This is a genomic window from Streptomyces sp. NPDC048411, assembly GCF_040704695.1.
GTDB lineage: Bacteria > Actinomycetota > Actinomycetes > Streptomycetales > Streptomycetaceae > Streptomyces.
This window is the reverse complement of record NZ_JBEZKL010000010.1, coordinates 32,363-57,271: the sequence shown is the minus strand read 5'-3', so window position 1 is coordinate 57,271 and position 24,909 is coordinate 32,363. Positions and strand designations below refer to the sequence as shown.

Sequence of the window (24,909 nt, the reverse complement as noted above, 5' to 3'; positions counted from 1 at the left end):
ATCACGCCGCGCCGACGACGTCCTTCTCCTCGGCGAAGTGGCAGGCCGACTCATGCGCGGCCGGGGTGTCCGAGGACTTGAAGCGCTCGGGGATCGCCAGCAGCGGCATCTCCGTGGCGCACTTGTCCTCCGCCTTCCAGCAGCGGGTGCGGAAGCGGCAGCCCGACGGCGGGTTCGCCGGCGACGGGACGTCACCGCTGAGGATGATCCGCTCGCGGCGCTCGCGGGCATCCGGGTCCGGAACCGGGACCGCCGACAGCAGCGCCTGGGTGTAGGGGTGCGTCGGGTGGTCGTAGATCTGCGTGTCCGTACCGATCTCGGCCATCTTGCCGAGGTACATGACGCCGACCCGGTCGGAGATGTGCCGGACGATCGACAGGTCGTGCGCGATGAAGAGGTAGGAGAGGTTGAACTCGTCCTGGAGCTTCTCCATCAGGTTGATGACCTGTGCTTGCACCGACACGTCGAGCGCGGAGACCGGCTCGTCGCAGATGATGATCTCCGGGTTGAGCGCGAGGCCGCGGGCGATGCCGATGCGCTGGCGCTGACCGCCGGAGAACTGGTGCGGGTACCGGTTGATGTACTCCGGGTTGAGACCCACGACGTCCAGGAGGTCCTGCACCTTCCGGCGCCGGTCGCCCTTCGGAGCCACCTCGGGATGGATCTCGAAGGTCTCCCCGATGATGTCGCCGACCGTCATGCGCGGGTTCAGCGAGGTGTACGGGTCCTGGAACACCATCTGGATGTTGCGGCGTACGGCCTTCAACGCGCGGCCGGACAGCTTGGTGATGTCCTGGCCCTTGTAGAAGACCTCACCGGCAGTGGCCCGCTCCAGCGTCATCAGGAGCTTGGCGACGGTGGACTTGCCACAGCCGGACTCGCCCACGATGCCGAGCGTCTCACCCTGATACAGGTCGAACGAGATGCCGTCCACGGCTTTGACCGCGCCGACCTGCTTCTTGAACAGGATGCCCTGGGTCAGCGGGAAGTGCTTGACCAGGTTGCGGACCTGGAGGATCGGTTCGCCCTGCGAGACCGGCGCGTCGATGGCGGCAACCGCCTCCGCCTCGGTGGCGGCGTCGACCGTCTCCACTTCGGTGACGTTCGGGGTGGCGTCCACGGGCTTCTTGTCGATGTCAGCCATGGATCGTCTCCTTCCAGAAGTGGCAGGCGCTGCCGCGGCCGACCAGCTCAGTGCCGTCCTGCTCGGTCACCGGGCTCAGGGCCGGGATGTCCGTACGGCAGATGTCCTGCGCCATCGTGCAGCGCGGGTTGAAGGCACAACCCGAGGGCACGTGCAGCAGGTTGGGCGGCAGGCCCTTGATCGCGAAGAGCTCCTGGCCCTTCTGGTCCAGCCGCGGGATCGACTCCAGCAGACCCTTGGTGTAGGGGTGCGCGGGGCGCTTGTAGATCTCGTGGACCGGGGCGTTCTCGACGATCCGGCCCGCGTACATCACGGCGATCTTGTCCGCGACGTCGGCGACGACACCGAGGTCGTGCGTGATCAGGATGAGACCCATGTTGTACTCGCGCTGGAGCTCCGCCAGGAGGTCCATCACCTGGGCCTGGACGGTCACGTCGAGCGCGGTGGTCGGCTCGTCCGCGATGATCAGGTCCGGCTCCAGGGCCAGCGCCATGGCGATCATGATGCGCTGGCGCATACCGCCGGAGAACTGGTGCGGGTAGTCCGCGACCCGTGCCTTGGCGGCCGGGATCTTGACCTGGTCCATCAGGTCGACGGCCTTGGCCGTCGCGTCCTTCTTGGACAGGCCCTGGTGGACCCGGAACATCTCGCCGAGCTGGTAGCCGACGGTGAGCACCGGGTTCAGCGAGGAAAGCGCGTCCTGGAAGATCATCGCGATCTTCTGGCCGCGGATCTGCCGACGCTCCTCGTAGGACATCTTCAGCATGTCCTGGCCGCGGAACAGGATCTCGCCCTGCGGGATCTTGCCCGGCGGCATGTCGAGGATGCCCATGATGGCCTGCGCCGTCACGGACTTGCCGGAGCCGGACTCACCGAGCACGGCGAGCGTCTCCCCTGCGTTGACGCTGTAGTTCACGCCGTTGACGGCATTGACCACACCTTCGCGGGTGTGGAACTCCACATGCAGGTCACGGACTTCGAGCAGCGGGCCGACGTGGTCGTCACCCGAGCGGGGGGCCGGGACTTCGGCGGTCTTGTCGATGGTAGTCACGTACGCCCTCCTTATCGCGTCTTCGGGTCGAGGGCGTTACGGACGGCTTCGCCGAGCATGATGAACGCCAGAACGGTGATGCTGAGCATGATCGACGGGTACAGCAGGATGTGCTGTGCGACGCGGATCTGGCTGGCGCCACCGGAGATGTCGATGCCCCACGAGATCGTCGGGTCGGCGAGCCCCAGGCCCAGGTAGGACAGAGTGGCCTCGGCCGAGATGTACACACCGAGCGAGATCGTCGCGACGACGATCACCGGGGCCATGGCGTTCGGCAGGATGTGCTTGAACAGGATCCGGGGCGTGCTCGCACCCAGGGCCCTGGCCGCGTGGACGTAGTCCGACTGCTTGATCGTGATCACGGCACCGCGCATGACACGCGCGATCTGTGTCCAGCCGAGGAACGCGAGGGCGAGGATCACGACCCAGACGGTGCGCTCGCTGAACGCCTGCAGGACCACCATGGCGCCGAGCAGGAACGGCAGTCCGAGGAAGACGTTGGTGAAGCCGGACAGGACGGCGTCGATCCAGCCACCGAAGTAGCCGCCCAGCATGCCGATCAGGCCTCCGAACACGGTCACCAGTGCGGTGACGGAGACACCGACAATCACCGAGGCCCGGGTGCCGTAGATGACACGCGCGTAGACACTGCGGCCCTGACCGTCGTAGCCGAGCCACTCGGCCGAACCGACCTTGCCGAGCTCGGGCTTGCTCAGGAAGTGGTGCACCAGGTCGCCCGTGGTCGGCGAGGCATCGGTGAACAGGCCCGGGAACGCCGTCATCACGAGCAGGATCACGATGAGGACGGACGAGACGATGAAATACCAGTTGGAGCGGAGGTCGACCCACGCGTCCCCCCAGAGGCTGCGGGCCTTCTCCGCCTTCACGGCCACCGGCGCCGTGACGGAAGCCTTGGCGTCCTCGGGCGCGGGCGCGGTCTTGGTCACGTCAGGCATAACGGATCCTCGGGTCCAGGACCGCGTACAGCAGGTCGACGATAAGACTCATGAAGAGGTAGACGAGCACCAGGATGGTGACCAGGCCGACCAGGGTGGTGCCCTCGCGTCGGACGATCGACTCGAAGATGGTGCCGCCGATGCCCTTCACGTTGAACAGGCCTTCGGTCACGACCGCGCCGCCCATCAGGGCGCCCAGGTCGGTACCGAGGAAGGTGATGACCGGGATCAGCGAGTTGCGCATCAGGTGCACACCGATGATGCGGCGCTTGGGGAGCCCCTTGGCCACGGCGGTACGCATGTAGTCCGAGCGCAGGTTCTCGGCCATCGTCGTACGGGTCAGTCGCGCCACGTAGGCGAGGGAGAGAGATCCGAGCACGACGGCCGGTGCTATCAGCTCGCTCCACGTCGCGTCGTTCGAGACGTTCGGGGCAATCCAGTCGAGCTGGAACGCGAACACCGTCTTGACGATGAAGCCGAGAACGAAGACCGGGATCGAGATGATCAGCAGGGTGAAGACCAGGATCACGTTGTCCGCGAGGCGGCCGGCGCGCAGCCCGGCGACCATGCCGAGGCCGATGCCGAGCACGATCTCGAGGAGGAACGCCATGGCGGCCAGTCGCAGGGTGACCGGGAACGCGTCACCGAGTACGTCCGTGACCGGGCGACCGCTCGCTATCTGAGTGCCGAAATCACCATGCAGGACGATGCCTGACATGTAATTCCAGTACTGCTGCAGGATCGGTTGGTCCAGCCCCAGTTGGTGCCGTATGGCGGCCACGGTGGCAGGGTCGGCACCCTTGTCCCCGAAGAGTCCCCGCACGGGGTCGCCGGGCAGGGTGTAGACCATCAGGAAGATCAGCAGAGTTGTCCCGATGAAGACCGGGATCATCTGGAGCAGTCGTCGTGCGACATAACGCCCCATCATGCCTCCATGTAAATAGGCAAGCAGCAGCCGACGGGCCCTCCCCCGTCATCGAACCCTCGTAGGGTCATCGATGACGTGGAAGGGCCCCCCGGCCACGGCGTGCAGGATGGTGTGGGACCGATGTCAGTGTCGGTCCCACACCGGCCCGCGGACTACGTCGTCGGTTACTTCTTGACCTGAACTTCAGTCAGGATCGGGTCGCCGTCCTGGGCGTACTGAACGTTCTGGACCTTCTCCGAGTAGCCGGCGTTGACCTTGTAGTACCAGAGCGGGATGGTCGGCATGTAGTTCACCAGGTCCTTCTCGATCTCCTGGTACCCCTTGACCGACTCGTCGAGCGTGGCGGCGGAGTCCGCGGCCTTGATCTTGGCGTCGATGTCCTTGTTCGAGAAGCGGCCGTTGTTGCCGGCCGCGCCCGTACGGAACAGGTCGCTGATGAAGTTCGCGTTCACCGGGTAGTCGAGCACCCAGCCGCTGCGGTAGAACGACTTGACCTGCTTGGCGTCACGGGCGTTCAGGTCGGCCTGGAAGTCGGCCTTCGCGTCGCCGGCGCACGCGACGCCGGTCGCCTGGGTGATGCTGTTGCAGACAGCCTCGACCCATTCCTTGTGGCCGCCGTCGGAGTTGAACTGGATGTAGATCTTGTTACCGGGAACACCGCCGCCCTCCTTGATGAGAGCCTTGGCCTTCGTCGGGTTGTACGTGGTGACGTCACCCGCGGCGTTCGGCTGGTAGCCGAGAACACCCTTGGCGACCCAGCCCGTGGCCGGCTCGCGGGTGCCCTGGAGCACCGTCTTGGTGATGGTGGCGCGGTCGATCGCCATCGACAGGCCCTGGAGGACCTTCGGGTCGGTGCCCTTCCACTGCTTGGTGTACATGGCGACACCGAGCGTCTGGACCGCGGAGTACGCCTTGTCCACCGCGCGGTCACCGAGGTCGGCCCGGTAGACCGGGAGGTCCTTCGGGGCGAGCTGGCGCAGCACGTCGACGTTGCCGGACTTCAGGTCCTCGTAGGCGGTCTCGAGGGTGGTGTAGTTCTTGAAGATCACACCACCGTTCTTCGCCTTGTCGGGGCCCTGGTAGTCGTCGTAGCGGACGACCTTGATCTGCTTCTTGTGGTCCCAGCTGACGAACTTGTAGGCACCGTTGCCGATCGGCTTCTCACCGGCGGCCTTCGGGTCCTTGTAGAAGGACTCGGGCAGGGGCGAGAAGACCGTGTAGCCGAGCTTGTACGCGAAGTACGGCAGCGGGTTGTTGAGCTCGATGGTGAAGGTGCTGTCGTCGACGACCTTCAGACCCGACATGGCGTCGGCCTTCGGCTTGGCCTTCTCGCCGTCGGGGTGGACGTCGGCGAAGCCCTTGATGTCACCGAACCAGGACGCGTTGGTCTGGGCGTTCTTGATGTTCGCGGCCCAGTTCCACGCCTTGACGTAGGACTCGGCGGTGACCGGCGTTCCGTCGTGGAACTTCCAGCCCTTCTTGAGCTTGACCGTCCAGAGCTTGCTGTCCTTGGTGTCGACAGACTCCGCGTTGACCATGATGAGCTTGCCGGCCGGGTCGTAGTCGACCAGCTGCGAGAAGATCGCGTCGGTGACGATGCTGCCGTTCGACTCCATCGTGTTCGCCGGCTGCAGCGGGTTCTGCGGCTCACCGGTCTCGATGGAGAAGATGCCGTTCGGGTTGACAGCACCCTTGGCGTTGTCACCCCCCTTGCCCTTGTCGCTGCCGCCGCCACCACAGGCGGTCGCAGCCAGGGCGATGATGGCCGCTCCCGCGACCCACTTGGCGCTCTTGGCACCACGCATGGGTTTCCTCCTCATGAGTCCACTTTTGACTACAAGAGAGGCACTGTCGTGATACACCGACACCCCTGACGGTGATCGTTTCAGTGCCTCGAGTGTGCTCGTGAGTCGGCACTCCCCACAGTGCGTGACCCATTGACCCGAGCTCAATGGAGCCAACTATTAAGTACGCCCGGGCTGTAAACCACACTTAAAGGGTCTCGGTTTGACAACATCGACCGGGCTCGGTTGACCGAAATCCGGACAAAGTGATCCCAGACAGACACCCGCGAAACGGACCGTTACCACATGTTCCGGAGAGCGACGCCCGATATCCGGACACCCTGGGCAGGAAATGGAGTTGACGAAGAGCCCGGGCCCCACAGTGTCTGTGGGGGCCCGGGCCCGGTGTCAAAAGGTTGTACGAGGTCAGCGCTTGGCGCGCGACGCGGCGCGGCCGCGCTCCTTCTGGTCCAGGACGACCTTGCGGATACGCACGGTCTCCGGGGTCACCTCGATGCACTCGTCCTCGCGGCAGAACTCCAGGGACTGCTCCAGCGACAGCTTCCGGGCCGGCACCACGTTCTCCGTGGTGTCCGCGGAGGCGGCACGCATGTTGGTGAGCTTCTTCTCCTTGGTGATGTTCACGTCCATGTCGTCGGCGCGGGAGTTCTCGCCGATGATCATGCCCTCGTAGACCTCGGTGCCGGCCTCGGTGAAGATGACACCGCGCTCCTGGAGGTTGACCATCGCGAACGGCGTCACGGAACCCGCGCGGTCGGCGACCAGCGAGCCGTTGTGACGGGTGCGCAGCTCGCCGAACCACGGCTCGTGGCCCTCGAAGATGGAGTGCGCGATGCCCGTACCGCGGGTCTGCGTCAGGAACTCCGTACGGAAGCCGATGAGGCCGCGGGACGGGACGATCCACTCCATGCGGACCCAGCCCGAACCATGGTTCGTCATCGTCTCCATGCGGCCCTTGCGGGTCGCCATCAGCTGCGTGATCGCGCCGAGGTGCTCCTCGGGGGAGTCGATCGTCATGCGCTCGATCGGCTCGTGCGTCTTGCCGTCGACCTGCTTGGTGACGACCTCCGGCTTGCCGACCGTGAGCTCGAAGCCCTCACGGCGCATCTGCTCGACGAGAATGGCCAGCGCGAGCTCGCCGCGGCCCTGGACCTCCCAGGCGTCGGGGCGCTCGGTGTCCAGGACGCGGAGCGACACGTTACCGATCAGCTCGCGGTCGAGGCGGTCCTTCACCTGGCGGGCGGTGACCTTGTGGCCCTTGCCGCCCTTGCCGACGAGCGGCGAGGTGTTCGTCCCGATGGTCATCGAGATGGCCGGCTCGTCGACCGTGATCAGCGGCAGCGCGACCGGGTTCTCGGGGTCGGCCAGCGTCTCGCCGATCATGATGTCCGGGATACCGGCGATGGCGCAGATGTCGCCCGGGCCCGCCTTCTCGGCCGGCTGGCGGGTGAGCGCCTCGGTCATCAGCAGCTCGGTGATGCGAACGTTGGACATCGTGCCGTCGCGCTTGATCCAGGTGACGGTCTGCCCCTTGCGCAGCTCGCCCTGCTCGACGCGGCAGAGCGCGATACGACCGAGGAAGTTGTCGGCGTCCAGGTTGGTGACGTGGGCCTGCAGCGGCGCCTCGTCGTCGTACTCCGGAGCCGGGACGTGCGCCAGGATCGTGCTGAAGAACGGCTCCAGGTTCTCGCTGTCCGCCGGGACGGTGCCGTCCTCCGGCTTGGTCAGCGAGGCGACGCCGTCACGGGCGCAGGCGTAGACGATCGGGAACTCGATCTGGTCCTCGTCCGCGTCCAGGTCCAGGAACAGGTCGTACGTCTCGTCGACGACCTCGGCGATCCGCGAGTCCGGACGGTCCGTCTTGTTGATGCAGAGGATGACCGGCATCTTCGCGGCGAGCGCCTTGCGCAGCACGAAGCGGGTCTGCGGGAGCGGGCCCTCGGAGGCATCGACGAGCAGCACGACCGCGTCCACCATCGAGAGACCGCGCTCGACCTCGCCGCCGAAGTCGGCGTGGCCGGGGGTGTCGATGATGTTGATCGTGATCGGTTCCCCGCCGTCCTTGGGGTGATACTTCACCGCCGTGTTCTTGGCGAGGATCGTGATGCCCTTCTCACGCTCCAGGTCGTTCGAGTCCATCATGCGTTCGTCGAGGTTCTCGGCGGCGTGCGCGGCGAAGGCGCCGGCCTGCCTCAGCATGGCGTCGACCAGCGTGGTCTTGCCGTGGTCGACGTGGGCGACGATGGCTACGTTACGGATGTCGTGGCGCGTGGGCATTGGGTGGCTTGCGCTTCTCTCGGATCGTGGGATCAGGCGTCTCAGTCGGTCTCAAGTCCTCGTACGCCCGCCGGGCGGACACGCCACGGCTAACCCCATGGTACGGGGCTGGCGCCGTAGCGGCTTCCTGGGCAAGGGGTACCGGCCGCTCACAGACGGCGACCGACGCCGCCGGCTGCGCGGGCCGCGGCCGGGCCGTTCTCGCCGAACGCCTCGTCACAGCCGACTGCTCAGGCACCCGAAACAGTTCAGTTCGCCACATGTCCGACGGTCTGCTCGCCCTTCGCTCCCCCGCTGCGCAGGAACGGAAATCGGCCTCGACCAGCCGAAGGGTGCTGTTCGCCACATGCCGACCGTCCGGCCGCGCGTCCGGGGCCCCTGCCCGCCGCCTCCCGGACCGGAGCCGCCTCCCTGCCCTTCGACGCGATGGCAGCCCATCGCCCTCGCGCTTCGTGTTTCCGCCCCCGTCGTCGTGTCTTCCGGTGAATTTCACCGGCGCCACGGACTCCCCGGCCGGGGGCGCCTCGACGCGGCGGTTGAGCGACTTCGGAGGGGAGAAAGGATGCGCAGTGCGGGGGGGTGTCCGCGCATTGATTGCCCGGGTCAACAGGTAGCCACGACCTTGCCCGCCGAGCGCCTCGGCGGGCAAGGGAATTGAGTCACTTCTGAGCTTCCACTGCGGCCCTGACCTGCTACTTCTTACGATTCGCGGGAGATCCTGCCGCTTGCGGCTTCTTGAAACCGATGTCCTGGTAGTGCGGGAGTCCGAAGCCGAAGGCCCCGACATTCGCAAGCTTCTTGCCGGTGGCCACGAGCTGTGGGCGCTGATACAGCGGAATCGATCCTGCAGCCGCCCAGATCCGGGCGTCCGCCTGCTTCATCAGGTCCTCGGCAGCCCCCTCGTCGAGTTCGGAGACCGCCTGGTCGAAGAGCTGGTCGATGTGGTCCGTACCGACGCGGGTGTAGTTCTGCTCGACGAGCAGCGAACCGTCGGTGGCAGGGACCGGCTTGGCGAAGATCGGCCGGTCGTCGGTGGCCGGGTAGGCGGTGGCGGGCCAGGAGTACAGCGCCAGGTCGTAGTCGCCGGAGGCGACATGGTCCTTGAAGTAGCTGGCGTCCGAGACCTTGATGATCTCGGTGCGGATGCCGATCGCATCGAGCATGGCCGAAATCTTTTCCCCCACGGTCCGCAGCGACTCCGAGCCGGGTCCGGACGGCAGGACGAAACGCAAGGTCAGCAACTTACCGTCCTTGCTGAGGGGGCCGCGGACGGAGTCGGCGGCCTTGGCCGGGGCCGCCGGCGCCGCAGTCCCCGTGGGGGCGTAGGCACCGACGGCGCCGCCCGGCCCGCGCTCCTGGGCGGTGACCTTCCCCCGGGTGCCCTCGGCACGGCGGGTATCGGTGACGGTACGGGCGTCGGCGTACGCGTCCGAGAAGGTTCCGGCCTGACGCAGCAGCGCGGCGCTCTGGACGGCGGCGGCCGGAGCGGGGGCGAGGACGCGGCTGACTCCTTCGCCGTCACCCGGCTTGTTGTCGCTGTCGGTCTTCGCGGCCTTCCCTTCCTTCGTGGCCTTGTCCGTCTCTTCCTTCGTGGCCTTGCCCGCCTTCTCCTCAGCCGCCTTGCCCTTGGTCTTCTCGCCCTCGCTGCCCGCCTTCGTGTCGCCGGGCTTCTTCGCCGCGCCGTCCCGGGTCCAGCCGGCGTCCGCCAGCAGCGCCTGCGCCGCCCCGGTGTCCTGGTCGCCGAGCGCCCCACTGCTGTCGTGATAGCCGGGCTGTCCGGCCACTGCCAGGTGGCTGCCGAGCGGGGCAGCGGGCAGGCCGAGCGGACTCAGTACGGCGTCGGCGAGCTCCTGGCGGTTCAGGGCCCGGGCGATCGCGCGGCGCACCCGGTTGTCGGCCAGTGGCCCGGACTCGCCGTTCAGCGCGAGCTGGGTGTAGGCGGGCTCCAGCGACTTGCGGAGAACGTAGGCGCGCAGCCCGTCCTGCTCGGAGGCGTACACCTCGGCGGCTGCCCTGGCCTTCTCCCTGGCCGCCTGGGCGACCGCCGCCGCCTTCTCGTCCGAGCCGTGCGCCACGGCCCAGGAGCGCATCGCCGCGGCCGGGCTGGTCTCCGAGCCAGGGCCGTGGGTGAGCGGTTGCCCGTTGCCGCCCTTGTCCCGTCCCGCCGCCACGATCCTGTGCGCCGCAGCCGCGTCGACATCGGCGACATCGACCTTGCCCTCGACCAGCGCCGCGGTGCGGTCCTGCGGCTTGACCGCACGGAAGACGATCGAATCGAGCTTCGCCTGGCCACCCCACCAGCGCGGGTCGCGGACCAGGGTGATGGCGCCCTTCCCTTTGTCCACGCTGCGCAGCCGAAAGGGTCCGGAGGTGGCCCCCAGAGTGGTCCGCGCTCCGTCGTTGAAGGCGCTCGGGGTGCCGGTCACCTCCTTGGGGTACAGCGGGGAGAAGAGGGAGCGCCAGTCCGCGTACGGCTTGGCGAAGGTGACCCGGACCTCCAGGTCGTTGGCGCCGCGCTCGATCCGTTCGATCCGCTCGTAGCCGGCGTTGCGGGCGGTCCAGAACGCCGAGTCCTTGCCGCTCAGCGCCCGCCACTGGGCGACGAAGTCGGGGGCTCCGATCTCCCGGCCGTCGCTCCAGACCGCCTGCTGGCTGAGCCGGTAGAGCACGACCTGCTTGGGCTCTCGCTCGACAACCTCTGCGGATTTCAGATAGTCCCGGTTCATCTGCGGGGTGCCCTTGGCGTCGAGCGGGAAGAGCGTCGGCAGCAGTGCCCCGGTGATGCGTGTGGTGGTGGCGTCGGCGTCCGCCTGGAAGGCGTTGAAGGTCGCGGGCATCGCGTCGATCGCCCAGTTGACCGTGCCGCCCTCCGCGACCTGGCCGCGGCCCGCGGGGGCTACGTCCTGAGGAACGGCGACGGCGGCGGTGGCCTCCTCGTCCGAGCTGCCGCACCCGGCGAGCGCGGGGATCGTGAGCACACCCGCGACGAGGAGCGCGAGCGGGCGGCGCTTTCGGACCATCTCGCGCGGGACGCCGACGTGGGACATGGCTGATACCTCCGGGGCCGGCCCGGCCCACCCGTACTCGAATGGGCCAGATGATGCGTAATTGGTGGCATTGGCTTTTGATCACACTGGTTCCGCTCATCCAATGAAGGTGCCCATGCGCGCGAGACGGCGCAGACACGGCGCACGGCCCGCGAACCTCACCTGTGCGGCGGAGCACCGGGCAAAGACGGGGCGTCCCGCTCCCTTCCCAAAGGGGATGTGACGCGCGACACTCGCATGCGCATGAGCATTGCCACCCGCTACCGCGGAGGTGAGAGCAAGTCATGTCACTGCAGGACGAGTTGACTGCTGTTCAGCACTGCCTCGACGACCTGGTCCGCACCGTCGGACGACTGGAGCGGAGCCTTGCGCAGCTGCGCACGGCCGACACCGGTCCGCAGCCACCCGGGCCCGCCACCGGCACCCACCCCGTCGACGGCGTCATCACGATCACCGAGGCGCCGTACGACGCCACCCTGTGGACGGACTCGGACGACGAGGGTCTGGGCGTCCGCGGCAGGCACGCCCCCTAGGCGTGTTTCGAAAGTCCCGCCTGCCAGGCGACGCCTGGCCCGCACGCTCCAGACGCCGCCTGGCCCGCCCTACGGGCGGACGACGCTACTTTCGAAACATGCCCTAGGAGAGTTCCTTGGCCACCGGCACAGAACCAGGTACGGAACCATCTCGGCGCAAGGCCCCCGCGCGACACGGCGCACGTACCACCCGGCCGTCCGGCGTGCACGACACCTCGCGGGCCGCCATCGCCGCCCGCCATCTGCGGACCGACCGCTGGTGGCTGGCGCCCGCGGTCACCGCGGGCGGGCTCCTCGCCTTCATCGTCTACTCGACCTGGCGGGCCTTCTCGAACGCCGACTACTACGCCGCCCCCTATGTGTCGCCGTTCTACTCGCCCTGTCTGGCGGAGAACTGCGCCCCCATGCGGCACGGCCCGAACTGGGAAATCTTCGGCAGCTGGTGGGGCCTCTCCCCCGCCCTGCTGATCCTGGTCTTCCCGCTCGGCTTCCGGCTGACCTGCTACTACTACCGCAAGGCCTATTACCGGGGCTTCTGGGCCTCACCCCCGGCCTGCGCGGTCGCCGAGCCGCACACGACGTACACCGGCGAGACCCGCTTCCCGCTGATCATGCAGAACATCCACCGGTACTTCTTCTACGCCGCGATGCCGGTCGCCGGGATCCTCACGTACGACACCGTGCTCTCCTTCCGCGACGAGCACTACGCCTGGGGCCACATGGGCCTCGGCTCCTTGATCTTCCTGATCAACATCACGCTGATCTGGGCGTACACCCTGTCCTGCCACTCCTGCCGGCACATCATCGGCGGCCGGCTGCGGCACTTCTCCAAGCACCCCGTGCGCTATCGGCTGTGGGGCTGGGTGGGCCGGCTGAACGCCCGGCACATGCTCCTCGCCTGGGCCTCCCTGATCAGCGTGGCGCTCGCCGACTTCTACGTGTACCTCATCGCCTCCGGCGCCTTCGACGATCCGAGGTTTTTCTGAATGACTGAGCTCGAACGGCAGAAGTGGGACGTCGTCGTGGTCGGTGCCGGTGGCGCCGGGCTGCGCGCCGCCATCGAGGCGCGGGAGCGCGGGGCCCGTACCGCGGTCATCTGCAAATCGCTCTTCGGCAAGGCACACACGGTCATGGCGGAGGGCGGAATTGCCGCCTCCATGGGCAACGTGAACTCCGGGGACAACTGGCAGGTGCACTTCCGCGACACCATGCGCGGCGGGAAGTTCCTCAACCAGTGGCGGATGGCGGAGCTGCACGCCAAGGAGGCGCCGGACCGGGTCTGGGAGCTGGAGACCTGGGGGGCGCTCTTCGACCGTACGCCGGACGGAAGGATCTCCCAGCGCAACTTCGGCGGCCATGAGTACCCGCGGCTCGCCCACGTCGGGGACCGTACCGGCCTCGAACTGATCCGCACCCTCCAGCAGAAGATCGTCTCGCTGCAACAGGAGGACCACCGCGAGCACGGCGACTACGAAGCCCGGTTGAAGGTCTTCCAGGAGTGCACCGTCACGCGGGTGCTCAAGGACGGCGAGAGGGTCAGCGGGACCTTCTGCTACGAGCGCGAGTCCGGCCGCTTCTTCGTCCTCGAGGCGCCCGCGGTCGTCCTCGCCACCGGCGGCATCGGCAAGTCCTTCAAGGTCACGTCGAACTCCTGGGAGTACACCGGCGACGGCCACGGCCTCGCGCTGCTGGCGGGCGCGCCCCTGCTGAACATGGAGTTCGTACAGTTCCATCCGACCGGCATGGTCTGGCCCCCGTCGGTGAAGGGGATCCTCGTCACCGAGTCGGTGCGCGGCGACGGCGGGGTGCTGCGCAACTCCGAGGGCAAGCGGTTCATGTTCGACTACGTCCCCGATGTGTTCAAGGAGAAGTACGCGCAGTCGGAGGAGGAGGGCGACCGCTGGTACGAGGACCCGGACCACAACCGCCGCCCGCCCGAGCTGCTGCCGCGCGACGAGGTCGCCCGCGCCATCAACTCCGAGGTGAAGGCAGGCCGCGGGTCACCGCACGGTGGCGTCTTCCTGGACGTGTCCACCCGGATGCCGGCCGAGACGATCAGGCGGCGGCTGCCGTCGATGTACCACCAGTTCAAGGAACTGGCGGATGTCGACATCACGGCGGAGGCGATGGAGGTCGGCCCGACCTGCCACTACGTGATGGGCGGAATCGCCGTCGACTCGGACACCGCGGCAACCGTCGCCGTGCCCGGTCTGTTCGCGGCGGGCGAGGTCGCGGGCGGCATGCACGGCTCCAACCGGCTCGGCGGGAACTCCCTCTCCGACCTGCTGGTCTTCGGTCGACGCGCCGGGCTGCACGCCGCCGAGTACGCGAGCGGGATCGGTGACCCGCCGGTGGTGGACGAGGAACAGATCGACGCGGCGGCGGCGGAGGCACTGCGTCCGTTCAGCGCCGGGGAGCCTGACGCCGCCGGGGGGCCCGCGGAGAATCCGTACACCCTCCACCAGGAACTCCAGCAGACGATGAACGACCTGGTCGGCATCATCCGCCGGGCACCCGAGATGGAACAGGCGCTGGAGAACCTCGCCGAACTGCGGATACGGGCGCGCCGCGCCGGGGTCGAGGGCCACCGCCAGTTCAACCCGGGCTGGCACCTCGCCCTGGACCTGCGGAACATGCTGCTGGTCAGCGAGTGCATCGCCCGGGCCGCGCTGGAACGCACGGAGAGCCGCGGCGGTCACACCCGCGAGGACTGTCCGACGATGGAGCGCTCCTGGCGGCCGGTCAATCTGCTCTGCCGGCTGTCCGACGACGGCGCGCTGCCGCTGGGCGGCCGAATCGAACTCGTACGGAAGACGACCGAACCCATCCGACCGGACCTGCTCTCCCTCTTCGACAAGGAGGAGCTGGTCAAGTACCTCGCCGAAGAGGAGCTGTACGAGTGAGCAGCTACGAAGCCCGGTTCAGGGTCTGGCGCGGCGACACCGACGGCGGTGACCTGCAGGACTTCTCGGTCGAGGTGAACGACGGCGAGGTCGTCCTCGACATCATCCACCGGATCCAGTCCGGCCAGGCGGGCGATCTGGCGGTGCGCTGGAACTGCAAGGCGGGCAAGTGCGGGTCGTGCAGCGCGGAGATCAACGGACGGCCACGACTGATGTGCATGACCCGCATGTCGGTGTTCGACCAGGACGAGACGATCACCGTCACTCCGCTGCGGGCGTTCCCGGTGATCCGCGATCTGGTGACGGACGTGACCTTCAACTACACCAAGGCACGGGAAGTGCCCGCCTTCGTACCGCCGGAAGGGGTGAAGGCGGGCGACTACCGGATGCAGCAGGTCGATGTGGAGCGTTCGCAGGAGTTCCGCAAATGCATCGAGTGCTTTCTCTGCCAGGACACCTGCCATGTGGTCCGCGACCACGAGGACAACAAGGCCGCGTTCGCCGGACCGCGCTTCCTGATGCGGGTCGCCGAGCTGGACATGCACCCCTTGGACGCCGCCGCCGAGTCGGGACTCGACCGGAAGGCGACGGCGCAGGAGGAGCACGGGCTGGGCTACTGCAACATCACGAAATGCTGTACGGAGGTCTGCCCCGAGCACATCAAGATCACGGACAACGCGCTGATCCCGCTGAAGGAGCGGGCGGTGGACCGCAAGTACGACCCGCTGGTGTGGCTGGGGAACAGGATCCGTCGGCGGGAGACTCCCTGAGGCCGATTCCCCGCGGATCCAGGTCGAGGCGGGGCGCGCGGCCGCACGCGGCGCGTGTGCGCGGCGGATCCGCCGGGATCCGGAGCAGCGCGACGCCCGGTGCGATGAGGGCGACGGGCACATTGACGGCAAAGACGCCTCGCCGGCCGACGCAAGGTGCGGCGCGAGAAGGCGAAGGAGATGGGCAAGCGGGAGCTCGCCGCATCGTCGTTGGACGCCCGGTTCGAGCGGCTGGACAGCCCGGGCGACAGCGGCGAGGTCGAGGCCCGGCTCGCCGCTCTGAGAACGGCATCATGACCGCCGCACCCGGAGCGGCGGCCGTTCTGACCCCACGTCCCGGTCCCGCGTTCAGAACATGCTGAGCAACTGCTCGACCGTGCGCTCTGCGGCCGGTTCCCCGTCGGGCAGCGGCAGTTCGAACCAGACGGTCTTGCCGCGCGGAGTCCGCCTCGAACCCCAGGCCGCACTCAGCAGTCCGACCAGCTGAAGCCCGCGCCCGCCCTCGTCCGTGTCGCGTGCCCGGCGTCGCCGCGGCTGGACGAGACCTGCGTCCCATACCTCGCACACGAGCGTACGGTCGCGCAGCAGCCTGAGCCGGATCTCGCCCTCGCCGTAGCGCAGAGCGTTGGTGACCAGCTCACTGACGAGCAGTTCGGTGGTGTCCACCAGGTCATCGAGTTCCCAGGCGAGCAGTTGTCGACGGGCCAGTTCGCGGGCTCGGCCGACGGAGCGGGGTTCGCGCGGCAGCCGCCAGTCGCCGACCGCGTCGACCGGCAGCCCCTGGATGCGGGCCATCAGCAGGGCGATGTCGTCCTCACCGTGCCGGGTGTCGAGGGTGCTCAGTACGTGGTCGCAGACGTCCTCGAGCGGGAGCTCGGGTTCGATGAGAGCGTTGCGCAGTGCCTGCAGTCCTTCGTCGAGCGGGTGGTCGCGGGACTCGACGAGACCATCGGTGTAGAGGGCGAGGAGGGCGCCCTCCTTCAGTTCGACCTCGACTTCCTCGAAGGGTTCGCCGCCGACGCCGAGCGGCATCCCGGGCGGGACGTCGAGCAGCAGGGCAGGTTCGCCCGGCTCGACCACAACAGGGGGGAGGTGTCCGGCGTTGGCGAAGGTGCACCGCCGGGTGACCGGGTCATAGACGGCGTAGACACAGGTCGCCAGGTAGACCTCGGAGAGATCTGCATCCCGGGCCTTGTGGGAGGCCCGTGACGGCCACTGGGCGCCGCCGGGGCCGTCGGAGGGGGTGCTGACACCGGGGGTGCCCAGACCGCGGGCGACCTCGTCGAGGGCGGAGAGCACCTCGGCTGGTTCCAGGTCGAGGAGGGCCAGGGTCCTTACTGCGGTGCGCAGTTCGCCCATGGCGACGGCGGCTCGCAGTCCACGGCCCATGACGTCGCCGACCACCAGGGCGGTGCGGTGTCCGGGGAGTTCGATCACGTCGAACCAGTCGCCGCCGACCTCGGTCGCGGTGTTGCCGGGGAGATAACGGCAGGCGATGTCGAGACCGGCGGCCTCGGGATCGCCCGGTGGCAGCAGGCTGCGCTGGAGGATGAGCGCGCGTTCGTGCTCGCGCCGGTAGAGGCGGGCGTTGTCGATACAGACGGCGGCACGGGCGGCGAGCTCGGTGGCGAGGGCCCGGTCGCGTTCGCCGAAGGGTTCGCTGCCCTTGGTACGGGAGAACTGGACAAGGCCGACGACGGTGTCATGAGCGACCATCGGAACGGCAAGGGTGGACTGGACGAAGCCGCGGTCGTCGCCGGGGACGACCTCGATGCGGCCGGTCCGCAGGGCCATGGAACAGGGGGAGTTGAAGGAGTAGCGGTGGACGGCGCCCAAGGCGGGCGGGTCGGTGGCACCGTCGGTCGAGGCGCTGTCCGGGGCGGTGGTCGGCAGGGCATCCGACACGGCGCTGGCGAAGGCGACACGGCGCAGTTCCGCGGATCCGCCGACGGACTCGTGGTGGAGCGAGCCCCAACTGCCGGGCGCTGCCTCGTCGCCGGTGAGCAGCCCCTGGTAGAGGTCGACCGAGGCGAGGTCACAGAAGCCGGGCACAGCGACGCCGAGGAGTTCGCGGGCGGTGGTCTCCAGGTCCAGGGAGTTGCCGATACGGGCGCCGGCCTCGTTGAGCAGGGCAAGGTTGCGGCGGGCGCTGGCGGCCTCGCGGGCGGCGATGTGCCGTCGGGTGACATCGGTGGCCAGTCCGGCTATGCCGATGGCGCGGCCTGATCCGCTGTGCACGCGGTAGAGGTTCATCGACCAGTGGCGCCTCTCGGAGTCGCCCGGTGCGGTGCCGACGAGTTGGAGATCGGTGACGGAGTCCCCGGTCTCCAGAACCCGCCTGAGTGTGGCGGTGAGCCGCTCGGCCTCGGGGCGGGCGAGATAGTCGTCGACCGTGCGGCCGCGGTGGTCGGCGGCCTGGCCGCCGAAGACGGTGGCGAAGCGCTGGTTGGCGCGCACGACCGTGAAGTCTGTGCCGAACAGCACGAAACCGAAGGGAGATTGGCCGAAAATGGCCTGCGATGCCGCAAGGTCCGTCTCGATACGCCGCAGGGCGCGGACGTCCACGACGATACAGAGAGCGGCCGGTGCCCCGCTCTCCGTCTCACTGGGCATGACATAGACCTCGGCGAGACCGTGCACGGCGTCCTCGCCCGGCATCCGGAAGGGGACGAGGCCCGTCCACTCCTTGCCGTCGAGTATCTCGCCGACCCGGCGATGACCGCCGGTGCGCAGCTCCGCGGGCATGAAGGTCTCGACCGGGTCCCTGCCCACCGCCTCGTGCGCGGCAATGCCGAAGAGGCCGGCGGCCCGGCGGCTCCACTGCTCGATCAGCCCGTCGGGGCCGATCGAGAAGGAGGCGACCCTGATGTAGTCATAGATCGAGCCAGGCGGGCTGCTCTGCCACACGACGTCGCCCGCTGTCCCAGGTATTTCGCTCACGCGACCGTCCCCTCCAGCTCACACACCGGACCGGTCCTGCCCCGCAGTATTCAGCACTACGGCGCTTGCCGACACGGCGTTCACGATCACAGCACGGCCACAGTCCCTTCCAGCCAGGTTCTGCCCGCCCTCTGGTGATCGCTGTGCGTCCCACTCCACTCCTAACCAGGGAGGGCCAGCTCGAACCACACTGTCTTGCCACTCTTTCCGCGCCGGGTCCCCCAGCGGCGTGCGGAACAGGCCACCAGCTGCAGTCCTCGGCCACCTTCGTCGTCAGGTGCGGCAGCACGTTCGGTGGGCGGATCCGGAAGCGGATCGGAGACTTCCACAAGCAGTCCGGGGCGGGCGTCCGGAGCTTCGCCATCGAGGCGGGGGCGCACCAGCCGCACCCCGATGGGGCCCGAGGCGTAGCGCAAGGAATTGGTCACCAGCTCGCTGACCAGCAGGACGGTCACATCACCCACGGCCGCGTCGAGCCCCCACCCCCGCAGCGTCTCGTGGACCGCATGCCGAGCAGTACGCACGGCGCCGGGCACTGCCGGAAAGGTCCACTCGGCGCAGTCGCCTTCGGTATCGATCACGCCGATCACTTCCCAAGACCAGCAGCGAGGAACGTCCTGTTTATGGGGGCTAATCAGCACATACCCGATATTTGGGGCGGCCTATCGCCGGAATCGACGCGTAGGGCGTGCGGGCGTACGGCGACGTGCGCGCAAAGGGGCGCGCCCGATCAGCGGCACGCGCCGCCCGGCAGGCTCCGGGTCGGCGCGGAACCAGTCGACGCGGATCCGGTCGGGAGGCGGCGCATGGCTTCGGCAACGGCGGGCCGGTCCTGATCCAGCCAGTCGACCTCGTCGCCCTCGCCGGGCCCGAGCCAGCGCAGCTCGTCGTGGTCCTGGAGCGGCGCCGGCACGCCTGACACCACCCGAGCGGTCCACACCCGGAGTACGTATCCGGGCCCCAGCGGCCACTCGCCGGGTATACGCTCCAGCGGCTCGGTCTCGACGCCGAGTTCCTCGCGGAGTTCACGTACGAGCGCCTGTTCGCCGCTCTCCCCCGGCTCCAGCTTTCCACCGGGCAGCTCCCAGCGGCCGGCCAGCTCGGGCGGGGCACTGCGACGCGCGGCCAGCAGGCGCCCCTGGTCATAGACGGCTCCGGCCACCACCACGCGATCACTCATAGCCCGGAGCGTAGTCCCCGGCTCCACCTCTCACAGGCCCCGCCCCGTCCCCCGTAGTCGGCCGTCGGTCACGGCCGGGCGCTCTGCCCGATGCGCTCCACCCAATAGAGCCGCTCAGGTCCGCGGTTGTCGAGATTGTCGGCGATCTTCTGCGCTTCGACCTGCGTGGCATACCTGCCGACGCGGTACCGATTGCCGTTGTCGTCCTGCCGTATCACCAGCCAAGGGAGCACGGCACCGCCGTCGCTCATCGTGTCCCTCCCGAGCATTGAGCCCCTCCCCTGAACGGCGTGCACGTCTCTAAGGATCCCCAGGAAACCGCAGTACGCATATGCCCGAGCGTACGCCTGACCTTTACGCAACGGATATGTAGTTACACAAAGAGATACCGATCCGGCCAGCGCGAAGGGGCGCACCCACTCAGATGCGCCCCCAGTGCCTCGCGGATCGGTTGTGCCGCTTACGCCTCCGCCACCTCTGCCGGCCCCGGCGCCGCGCACAGCGTCGGCATCGGCATCGGCATCGGCATGAGGACCGGGCCGGCGGTCGGGTCCTTGCGGCAGATATCCCCGCACTCCGCGTCCAGCGAGCAGCACAGCGAACAGTTCGGTCCCGACTGAATGGGGAGTTCGGTGCGCAGCGGAGGGAGTAACCCTCCCGGCTCTCGTCGGCGACGAGTTCGGCAGAGCCGCGTCCGGGAGGCGGCGGGGCGGCGACCGACGTCCCGGCGGCTCCGTCGGATCCCGAGGCCCCGTCGGGCTGCACCTCCGGGACCCCGGCCGCCCTGGAGGGCCGTGTCCGTCATCGGTGACTTCCTGTTCGTCTGCCCGGCGTGCGGAAACGAACGGGAAGACAGGAGCAGGACATGACAAATCGTTACGGTCAGTGATGACCCCTCGACTGCGGGAACCGAGTGGGCGTTAACTCGTCGTCACGGCCCCAGGACGGTCCGTCCGGGTATCGGTCACTCGACAGAAATCCCGGCCGCGAGCCTGCCGGGGCCCGGAAAAGTCCCGCGGGAGCGCTTCGCGAAGAGACCGGCGCCGAGCTCGACCGAGGGCTCGACAGCGGGCCCGCGACGAAGCCCACCAGCGCGCGAACCGCCGCTCACCTGACAGGAAGGTGGTAGGCGATCCGGTAGCGGTCGGCGGGCACCACCACGTCCGCCGTCTCGACCGCCCGCCCCGATGCGTAGTACGTACGCCCGATCACCATCACCACATGCCCCGGCACACCGCCCAGCGCCAGGAGCTCCTCCGCCAGCCCCGGGCGCGCACCCACCTGCTCGACCATGTTGTCCACGACGACATCGATCGCGGCCATCCGCTCGACCACCCCACAGCCGCCCAACGGGCCCTCCTCCGGCAGCATCACCGGCGTGCGCCCCGTGACGGCGAGGGGCTCCCAGGAGGTGGAGAGCATCATCGGCTCCCCCGCTTCCCGGAAGATGTATCTCGTACGCATCACCCGGTCACGCGCCTCGATGCCGAGCCGTTCGGCGATCTCCGGACTCGCTCCTTCCTGCTCGCTGCGGGACTCCCACGTCCCCCGCATCCCGTCCGCCGTCTGTTCCTGGCGGAACGGGCTGGCACCGGCGCCCGGACGGTATCCGGAACGGGCGATGCGACGCGGGACCGGGCGCTCGCGCACATACGTGCCGGAGCCGGAGCGTCCCTCGACCAGCCCTTCGGCCATGAGTACCTTGCGCGCCTCCAGCGCGACCGTGTCGGAGACCCCGTACTCCTCGCGGATACGGGCCTGCGACGGCAGGCGCGTATGCGGCGGCAGCGAACCATTGGCGATCTTCTCTCTCAGATCGCTCGCAACGCGCAGATAGGCGGGCTGCTCACCGAAAGTCACAGGCCTCTCCCAACAGGTTGACAGTCTGCAACAGCCTCGCAACCGTCGGTTGTGAACCGCAAGCACGGGCCAAAGTTTCACCCGAAGTGATGACCAGGGCGTGTGTCGAAAGTAGCGCCGTCCATATCTTTGCCGTTCACCCGCCACACGGCTGACATCCTGGCGGGCATGGCCACGTATCTCTGCCCGCAGGACGGCACCCGCGCCGACACCACATCCCTGACCTGGTGCTGTCCGGTCTGCCGCGGTCCCTGGGACCTCGACTTCGAGCCGGACGCGCCGCTCTCCGTCAACGCGCTTGCCGGGCGCGTCAATTCACTGTGGCGTTACGAAGAGGTGCTCCCCCTCTCCTCGCCCACCACCAGCCTCGGCGAGGGCCGCACACCGCTCGTGCCGCTCACCGGCACGGTCTCCGCCAAGCTCGACTTCCTGATGCCGACGCTCTCCTTCAAGGACCGCGGCGCCGTGATGCTCGCCGAGCTGGCCCACCGCCTCTCCCCCGATCGCGTCGTCGCTGACAGCAGTGGCAACGCGGGAACAGCCGTCGCCGCGTACTGCGCGCGGGCCGGACTGCCCTGCACGGTGTACGTCCCCGAGGGCACGTCCCCCAAGAAGACCGAGCAGATCCGGGCCCACGGCGCCCGCCTGGAGGTCGTCCCCGGCGACCGCGAGGCCACCGCGCAGGCTGCCGGGGCCGCCGCCGACTCCCCGGGCACCTTCTACGCCTCGCACGTCTTCAACCCGTACTTCCTGCACGGCACGAAGACGTACGTGTACGAGATGTGGGAAGACCTCGGCGGCCAACTCCCCGACGCCATCGCCGTACCGGTCGGCAACGGCACGCTGCTGCTCGGCGCGGCGCTGGCCACCGCGGAACTCCTCGCCCAGGGCCTGATCGACGTGCGTCCCGCCCTGATCGGCGTACAGGCCGAGGCCGTGCCGCCGCTGGCCGCCGCGTTCCACCGGGGCGCGGACGGCCTGCCCGGCCATCCCGGCCGGGCCGCCTCCGCCCCCACGCTCGCTGAGGGCATCGCCATCCCCCGCCCGCCGCGCGCCCGCCAGATCCTGGCGGCGGTGCGGGAGTCGGGCGGCACCTTCCTCACCGTGACGGAGAATCAGATCCGTACCGCGCAAAGGGACCTGGCGGCCCGCGGTTTCTACGTCGAGACGACCGGGGTTGCCTGCTGGGCGGCGGTGGGCGACTGGACGGACCGCAGTGTGGTCGTACCCCTCTGCGGCGCTGGACTCAAGACGGGCCTGGCCCCCTGATCAGAGGCCCCCGAAGGCGAGGAAGTGGGCCGGGTCAGTCCGTCCAGTACGTGTCGTGCTTGATGAAGAACTCGGCCCGCTCCTCCTCCGACCATTGCGCGGCCTCCGCCACCTTCTCGAAGTACTCCTCGCGCGGCGCACCCGGTGTGAACAGCAACAGCATCGACGCCGGGGCCTCGGAGTCGTTCCGGAAGGCGTGCAGTCCGCCCTGTGGTACGTAGACGAAGTCGCCCTGCGTCGCGTCGACCCACTGCTCACCGTCGTAGATCCGCACCGTCCCGTCGAGGATGAAGAACGACTCCGAGATGGACCGGTGGAAGTGTGTGGCCGGGCCGCCGGCTCTGGGCGCCATGTCCATCCGGTAGAGCCCGAATTCGCCGTGCGTCGTCTCCGTGGTCGCCAGGTAGTGGGTGCTCCCGCCGCTGCGGGTCAGCAGATTCGCCGCCGTGCTCGCCGGCCGGTACGTGGCGCTGATCTCGCCCTTGCCGTCCGTGTATGTCGGTTCCGGGTACGACATTCCGTTTCTCCTCCGTCGATCGAACTGTCGGCCGTTCACCCCGCGCGTCGCCCGCCCGCCCGCGGCGCCGGCGTCCTTACGTTCGCACAGTGAGCGTCTTGCGCGTCCCTCTCGTCACGGTCCTCCCCGCCGCGGCCGCGGGGGCGCTGATCGCCTCGCCGACGCCCCTGACGTACGCGGCGGCTCCCCCCTCCCGCCACCGCCCCCGCGCCGACGGCTCATGCACTACATGCTCGACTCGGCCGCGGCTGGACCCGCTTCCCCGCACGGACGGTGAGCCGGGCCGCGCCGCTCGCCCTCCCGTACGCGGCACGGCGGGCAGAGTACCGCCGGGCCGATTCTGTGGGCCGTCGGTGGCAATGCGGCCCACGTCCGCTTGTGCCTGCCCTCGGGCTACCACGCCGCGCTGAACAATCACCCTGGTCAGGACGGACGGACGTGTCTCAGCGGACTGAGGGGAACGACCGATGGGCAGAACGGCACCAACAGATCGCAGAGCGCTGCTCACCGGCGGACTTGCGGTCGCCACGGTCGCGCTCGCGGGGTGTTCATCGACGAGCGCCGCCCCGTCGGCTACCAGCGCTTCGCCGGAAGGGCGGCCGACCACGCCTGCAGCGGCGTTCGCGAGACTGATGGACGGCAACAAGCGCTGGGTGAGCGGAGACCTTCGGCATCCCGACCGGGATCCGGACCGGCGCCAGCTCGTGGCCCAGGCGCAGGAACCTTTCGGGGCGATCCTCTCGTGCATCGACTCCCGGGTGCCGCCCGAACTCCTCTTCGATACGGGGCTGGGCGACCTTTACGTGATGCGCACCGGCGGGGAGGCGGTCGGCCCGGTGGTCACGGGTTCCGTGGAGTACGGGCCCATGACGAGTGGCACTCCGCTCATCGTGGTCCTCGGCCATCAGCGTTGCGGCGCCGTCGAGGCGGCGTACAAGTCCATCCGCGACGGCAAACCGCTGCCGGGAAACCTGCAGGCGATCGCCAAGGCTCTGCGGCCGGCCTACGAGCAGGCGGTCCGGAAGGGCGGTGCCGACCCCGTCGAGACCATGGCCCGCGCCCAGGTCGAACTGACCGCGGGGGACCTGCGCTCCAACCAGGACCTGGCCCCACTGGTGAGAAAGGGCGTCCTTGCCGTGGTCGGCGCCTACTACTCGCTCGACACCGGCACGGTGGAAGTCCTGGCGGGAGCGCCTTGAATGGCCGGGCTCAACACAGCCGGCCCTTCCCGCCCGCACACGCGACCGGCAACTCCACGCGCGGCATCGAACCGATCACACGTTGCAGCGGAACATCGGCGTCCGCGTGGCCACAAGCGCCATGACCACCCTTGAGGCCGGCTGCGAGCGCGTCCATCCCGCCCGCATCAAGTGGGTCCTCTCCCGTGTCGACGTTCACGACGTCGCCAAGGAGATCACCGACCAGGCCGCCGTCCTCCTGCGCACCCACCGTCTCCACGGCCACAAGTACGCCATCGACGCCGCCTTCGCTGTCATCGCCCGCACCGCAACCCAGCCGGTCACCGTCGTCACCTCCGGCCCCGAGGACCTGACGCTCCTGTGCGGCCCCGCCATAGAGGTCGTCAAGGTCTGAAACGCCGACCGCAGTCGCGCCAACCAGACTCGTGCCAACGCCGCAGCTCCTCGCGGGGCGAGGACTCCACAGGACAGACACCCGCGCGCAGCCCATGAACAAGCGGGCCGGACACGTTCTTTGATAGATCGTGAGA

General features: G+C 68.6%; 19 protein-coding genes and 2 pseudogenes. 8 read left to right on the top strand and 13 right to left on the bottom strand.

The window, feature by feature from the left end; translation table 11 throughout:
* Position 1: 1 nt before the first annotated feature.
* The 7 genes from AB0915_RS06240 to AB0915_RS06210 form a co-directional block, all read right to left on the bottom strand.
* On the bottom strand, positions 2 to 1,144 hold the full coding sequence (locus tag AB0915_RS06240; protein WP_366689938.1) for a dipeptide ABC transporter ATP-binding protein: 1,143 nt from the start codon (positions 1,142 to 1,144) through the stop codon (positions 2 to 4).
* A complete protein-coding gene (locus AB0915_RS06235) occupies positions 1,137 to 2,195 on the bottom strand; it encodes an ABC transporter ATP-binding protein (RefSeq protein ID WP_366689937.1) in 1,059 nt (352 codons plus the stop codon). The genes AB0915_RS06240 and AB0915_RS06235 overlap by 8 nt, the downstream gene beginning before the upstream one ends.
* Positions 2,196 to 2,206: 11 nt before the next feature.
* Positions 2,207 to 3,151 (bottom strand): ABC transporter permease, encoded by a 945-nt coding sequence (locus AB0915_RS06230; RefSeq protein WP_366689936.1) that lies wholly within the window; start codon positions 3,149 to 3,151, stop codon positions 2,207 to 2,209.
* Positions 3,144 to 4,076 carry an ABC transporter permease gene (locus AB0915_RS06225; protein WP_366689985.1) on the bottom strand — a complete coding sequence of 311 codons (933 nt, stop codon included), beginning with the start codon at positions 4,074 to 4,076 and terminating at the stop codon, positions 3,144 to 3,146. The genes AB0915_RS06230 and AB0915_RS06225 overlap by 8 nt, the downstream gene beginning before the upstream one ends.
* A gap of 167 nt (positions 4,077 to 4,243) precedes the next feature.
* Positions 4,244 to 5,884 (bottom strand): ABC transporter substrate-binding protein, encoded by a 1,641-nt coding sequence (locus tag AB0915_RS06220; protein WP_366689935.1) that lies wholly within the window; start codon positions 5,882 to 5,884, stop codon positions 4,244 to 4,246.
* Between the two features lie 405 nt (positions 5,885 to 6,289).
* Positions 6,290 to 8,161 carry a translational GTPase TypA gene (gene typA / locus AB0915_RS06215; protein ID WP_366689934.1) on the bottom strand — a complete coding sequence of 624 codons (1,872 nt, stop codon included), beginning with the start codon at positions 8,159 to 8,161 and terminating at the stop codon, positions 6,290 to 6,292.
* A gap of 692 nt (positions 8,162 to 8,853) precedes the next feature.
* Entirely contained in the window at positions 8,854 to 11,208 is a 2,355-nt protein-coding gene (locus tag AB0915_RS06210; RefSeq protein WP_366689933.1) for an ABC transporter family substrate-binding protein, read from the bottom strand.
* Between the two features lie 284 nt (positions 11,209 to 11,492).
* Here AB0915_RS06210 and AB0915_RS06205 point away from each other — a divergent pair, with 284 nt between their 5' ends.
* The 5 genes and pseudogenes from AB0915_RS06205 to AB0915_RS06185 form a co-directional block, all read left to right on the top strand.
* The gene (locus AB0915_RS06205) at positions 11,493 to 11,741 is read left to right on the top strand and encodes a hypothetical protein (RefSeq protein WP_366689932.1); all 249 of its coding nucleotides are present in this window, start codon (positions 11,493 to 11,495) and stop codon (positions 11,739 to 11,741) included.
* Positions 11,742 to 11,944: 203 nt separating this feature from the next.
* Positions 11,945 to 12,727 (top strand): hypothetical protein, encoded by a 783-nt coding sequence (locus AB0915_RS06200; RefSeq protein ID WP_366689931.1) that lies wholly within the window; start codon positions 11,945 to 11,947, stop codon positions 12,725 to 12,727.
* Complete coding sequence (locus AB0915_RS06195; protein WP_366689930.1) at positions 12,728 to 14,644, top strand: fumarate reductase/succinate dehydrogenase flavoprotein subunit; 1,917 nt, start codon at positions 12,728 to 12,730, stop codon at positions 14,642 to 14,644.
* Entirely contained in the window at positions 14,641 to 15,414 is a 774-nt protein-coding gene (locus AB0915_RS06190) for a succinate dehydrogenase/fumarate reductase iron-sulfur subunit (RefSeq protein ID WP_366689929.1), read from the top strand. Before AB0915_RS06195 ends, AB0915_RS06190 begins: the two co-directional genes overlap by 4 nt.
* Positions 15,415 to 15,567: 153 nt before the next feature.
* Positions 15,568 to 15,711, top strand: a pseudogene (locus tag AB0915_RS06185) (PspA/IM30 family protein); the annotation flags it as partial.
* Between the two features lie 51 nt (positions 15,712 to 15,762).
* Here AB0915_RS06185 and AB0915_RS06180 read toward each other — a convergent pair.
* The 5 genes from AB0915_RS06180 to AB0915_RS06160 form a co-directional block, all read right to left on the bottom strand.
* Positions 15,763 to 18,321, bottom strand: coding sequence for a SpoIIE family protein phosphatase (locus AB0915_RS06180; RefSeq protein WP_366689984.1), 2,559 nt, complete (start codon positions 18,319 to 18,321; stop codon positions 15,763 to 15,765).
* 194 nt (positions 18,322 to 18,515) lie between these two features.
* The gene (locus AB0915_RS06175) at positions 18,516 to 18,944 is read right to left on the bottom strand and encodes an ATP-binding protein (RefSeq protein WP_358861431.1); all 429 of its coding nucleotides are present in this window, start codon (positions 18,942 to 18,944) and stop codon (positions 18,516 to 18,518) included.
* A 140-nt stretch (positions 18,945 to 19,084) separates the two neighbouring features.
* The gene (locus tag AB0915_RS06170; RefSeq protein WP_366689928.1) at positions 19,085 to 19,534 is read right to left on the bottom strand and encodes a (deoxy)nucleoside triphosphate pyrophosphohydrolase; all 450 of its coding nucleotides are present in this window, start codon (positions 19,532 to 19,534) and stop codon (positions 19,085 to 19,087) included.
* Positions 19,535 to 19,602: 68 nt separating this feature from the next.
* Positions 19,603 to 19,803, bottom strand: a complete 201-nt coding sequence (locus tag AB0915_RS06165) for an SPOR domain-containing protein (RefSeq protein WP_366689927.1) — start codon at positions 19,801 to 19,803, stop codon at positions 19,603 to 19,605.
* An 838-nt stretch (positions 19,804 to 20,641) separates the two neighbouring features.
* Positions 20,642 to 21,394, bottom strand: a complete 753-nt coding sequence (locus tag AB0915_RS06160; protein ID WP_366689926.1) for a GntR family transcriptional regulator — start codon at positions 21,392 to 21,394, stop codon at positions 20,642 to 20,644.
* Between the two features lie 168 nt (positions 21,395 to 21,562).
* On the opposite strand from AB0915_RS06160, the gene AB0915_RS06155 reads away from it, so the two are divergent.
* Positions 21,563 to 22,663, top strand: coding sequence for a threonine synthase (locus tag AB0915_RS06155; protein WP_366689925.1), 1,101 nt, complete (start codon positions 21,563 to 21,565; stop codon positions 22,661 to 22,663).
* A gap of 34 nt (positions 22,664 to 22,697) precedes the next feature.
* Here AB0915_RS06155 and AB0915_RS06150 read toward each other — a convergent pair whose 3' ends face one another.
* The gene (locus tag AB0915_RS06150; RefSeq protein WP_366689924.1) at positions 22,698 to 23,180 is read right to left on the bottom strand and encodes a cupin domain-containing protein; all 483 of its coding nucleotides are present in this window, start codon (positions 23,178 to 23,180) and stop codon (positions 22,698 to 22,700) included.
* Between the two features lie 467 nt (positions 23,181 to 23,647).
* Between AB0915_RS06150 and AB0915_RS06145 the strand changes: the two genes are divergently transcribed.
* Together AB0915_RS06145 and AB0915_RS06140 are read left to right on the top strand one after the other, a co-directional pair.
* Positions 23,648 to 24,379, top strand: a complete 732-nt coding sequence (locus AB0915_RS06145; protein ID WP_366689923.1) for a carbonic anhydrase — start codon at positions 23,648 to 23,650, stop codon at positions 24,377 to 24,379.
* Positions 24,380 to 24,476: 97 nt separating this feature from the next.
* Positions 24,477 to 24,773 (top strand): annotated as a pseudogene (locus AB0915_RS06140) (DNA-binding protein); the annotation flags it as partial.
* Between the last annotated feature and the right edge of the window lie 136 nt (positions 24,774 to 24,909).

Coding starts and splice junctions, on each gene's coding strand:
- AB0915_RS06155 (WP_366689925.1), top strand. CDS start 21,563: ATGGCCACGTATCTCTGCCCGCAGGACGGCACCCGCGCCGACACCACA.
- AB0915_RS06150 (WP_366689924.1), bottom strand. CDS start 23,180: ATGTCGTACCCGGAACCGACATACACGGACGGCAAGGGCGAGATCAGC.
- AB0915_RS06205 (WP_366689932.1), top strand. CDS start 11,493: ATGTCACTGCAGGACGAGTTGACTGCTGTTCAGCACTGCCTCGACGAC.
- AB0915_RS06210 (WP_366689933.1), bottom strand. CDS start 11,208: ATGTCCCACGTCGGCGTCCCGCGCGAGATGGTCCGAAAGCGCCGCCCG.
- AB0915_RS06230 (WP_366689936.1), bottom strand. CDS start 3,151: ATGCCTGACGTGACCAAGACCGCGCCCGCGCCCGAGGACGCCAAGGCT.
- AB0915_RS06220 (WP_366689935.1), bottom strand. CDS start 5,884: ATGCGTGGTGCCAAGAGCGCCAAGTGGGTCGCGGGAGCGGCCATCATC.
- AB0915_RS06195 (WP_366689930.1), top strand. CDS start 12,728: ATGACTGAGCTCGAACGGCAGAAGTGGGACGTCGTCGTGGTCGGTGCC.
- AB0915_RS06165 (WP_366689927.1), bottom strand. CDS start 19,803: ATGCTCGGGAGGGACACGATGAGCGACGGCGGTGCCGTGCTCCCTTGG.
- AB0915_RS06240 (WP_366689938.1), bottom strand. CDS start 1,144: ATGGCTGACATCGACAAGAAGCCCGTGGACGCCACCCCGAACGTCACC.
- AB0915_RS06170 (WP_366689928.1), bottom strand. CDS start 19,534: ATGAGTGATCGCGTGGTGGTGGCCGGAGCCGTCTATGACCAGGGGCGC.
- typA (WP_366689934.1), bottom strand. CDS start 8,161: ATGCCCACGCGCCACGACATCCGTAACGTAGCCATCGTCGCCCACGTC.
- AB0915_RS06145 (WP_366689923.1), top strand. CDS start 23,648: ATGGGCAGAACGGCACCAACAGATCGCAGAGCGCTGCTCACCGGCGGA.
- AB0915_RS06225 (WP_366689985.1), bottom strand. CDS start 4,076: ATGGGGCGTTATGTCGCACGACGACTGCTCCAGATGATCCCGGTCTTC.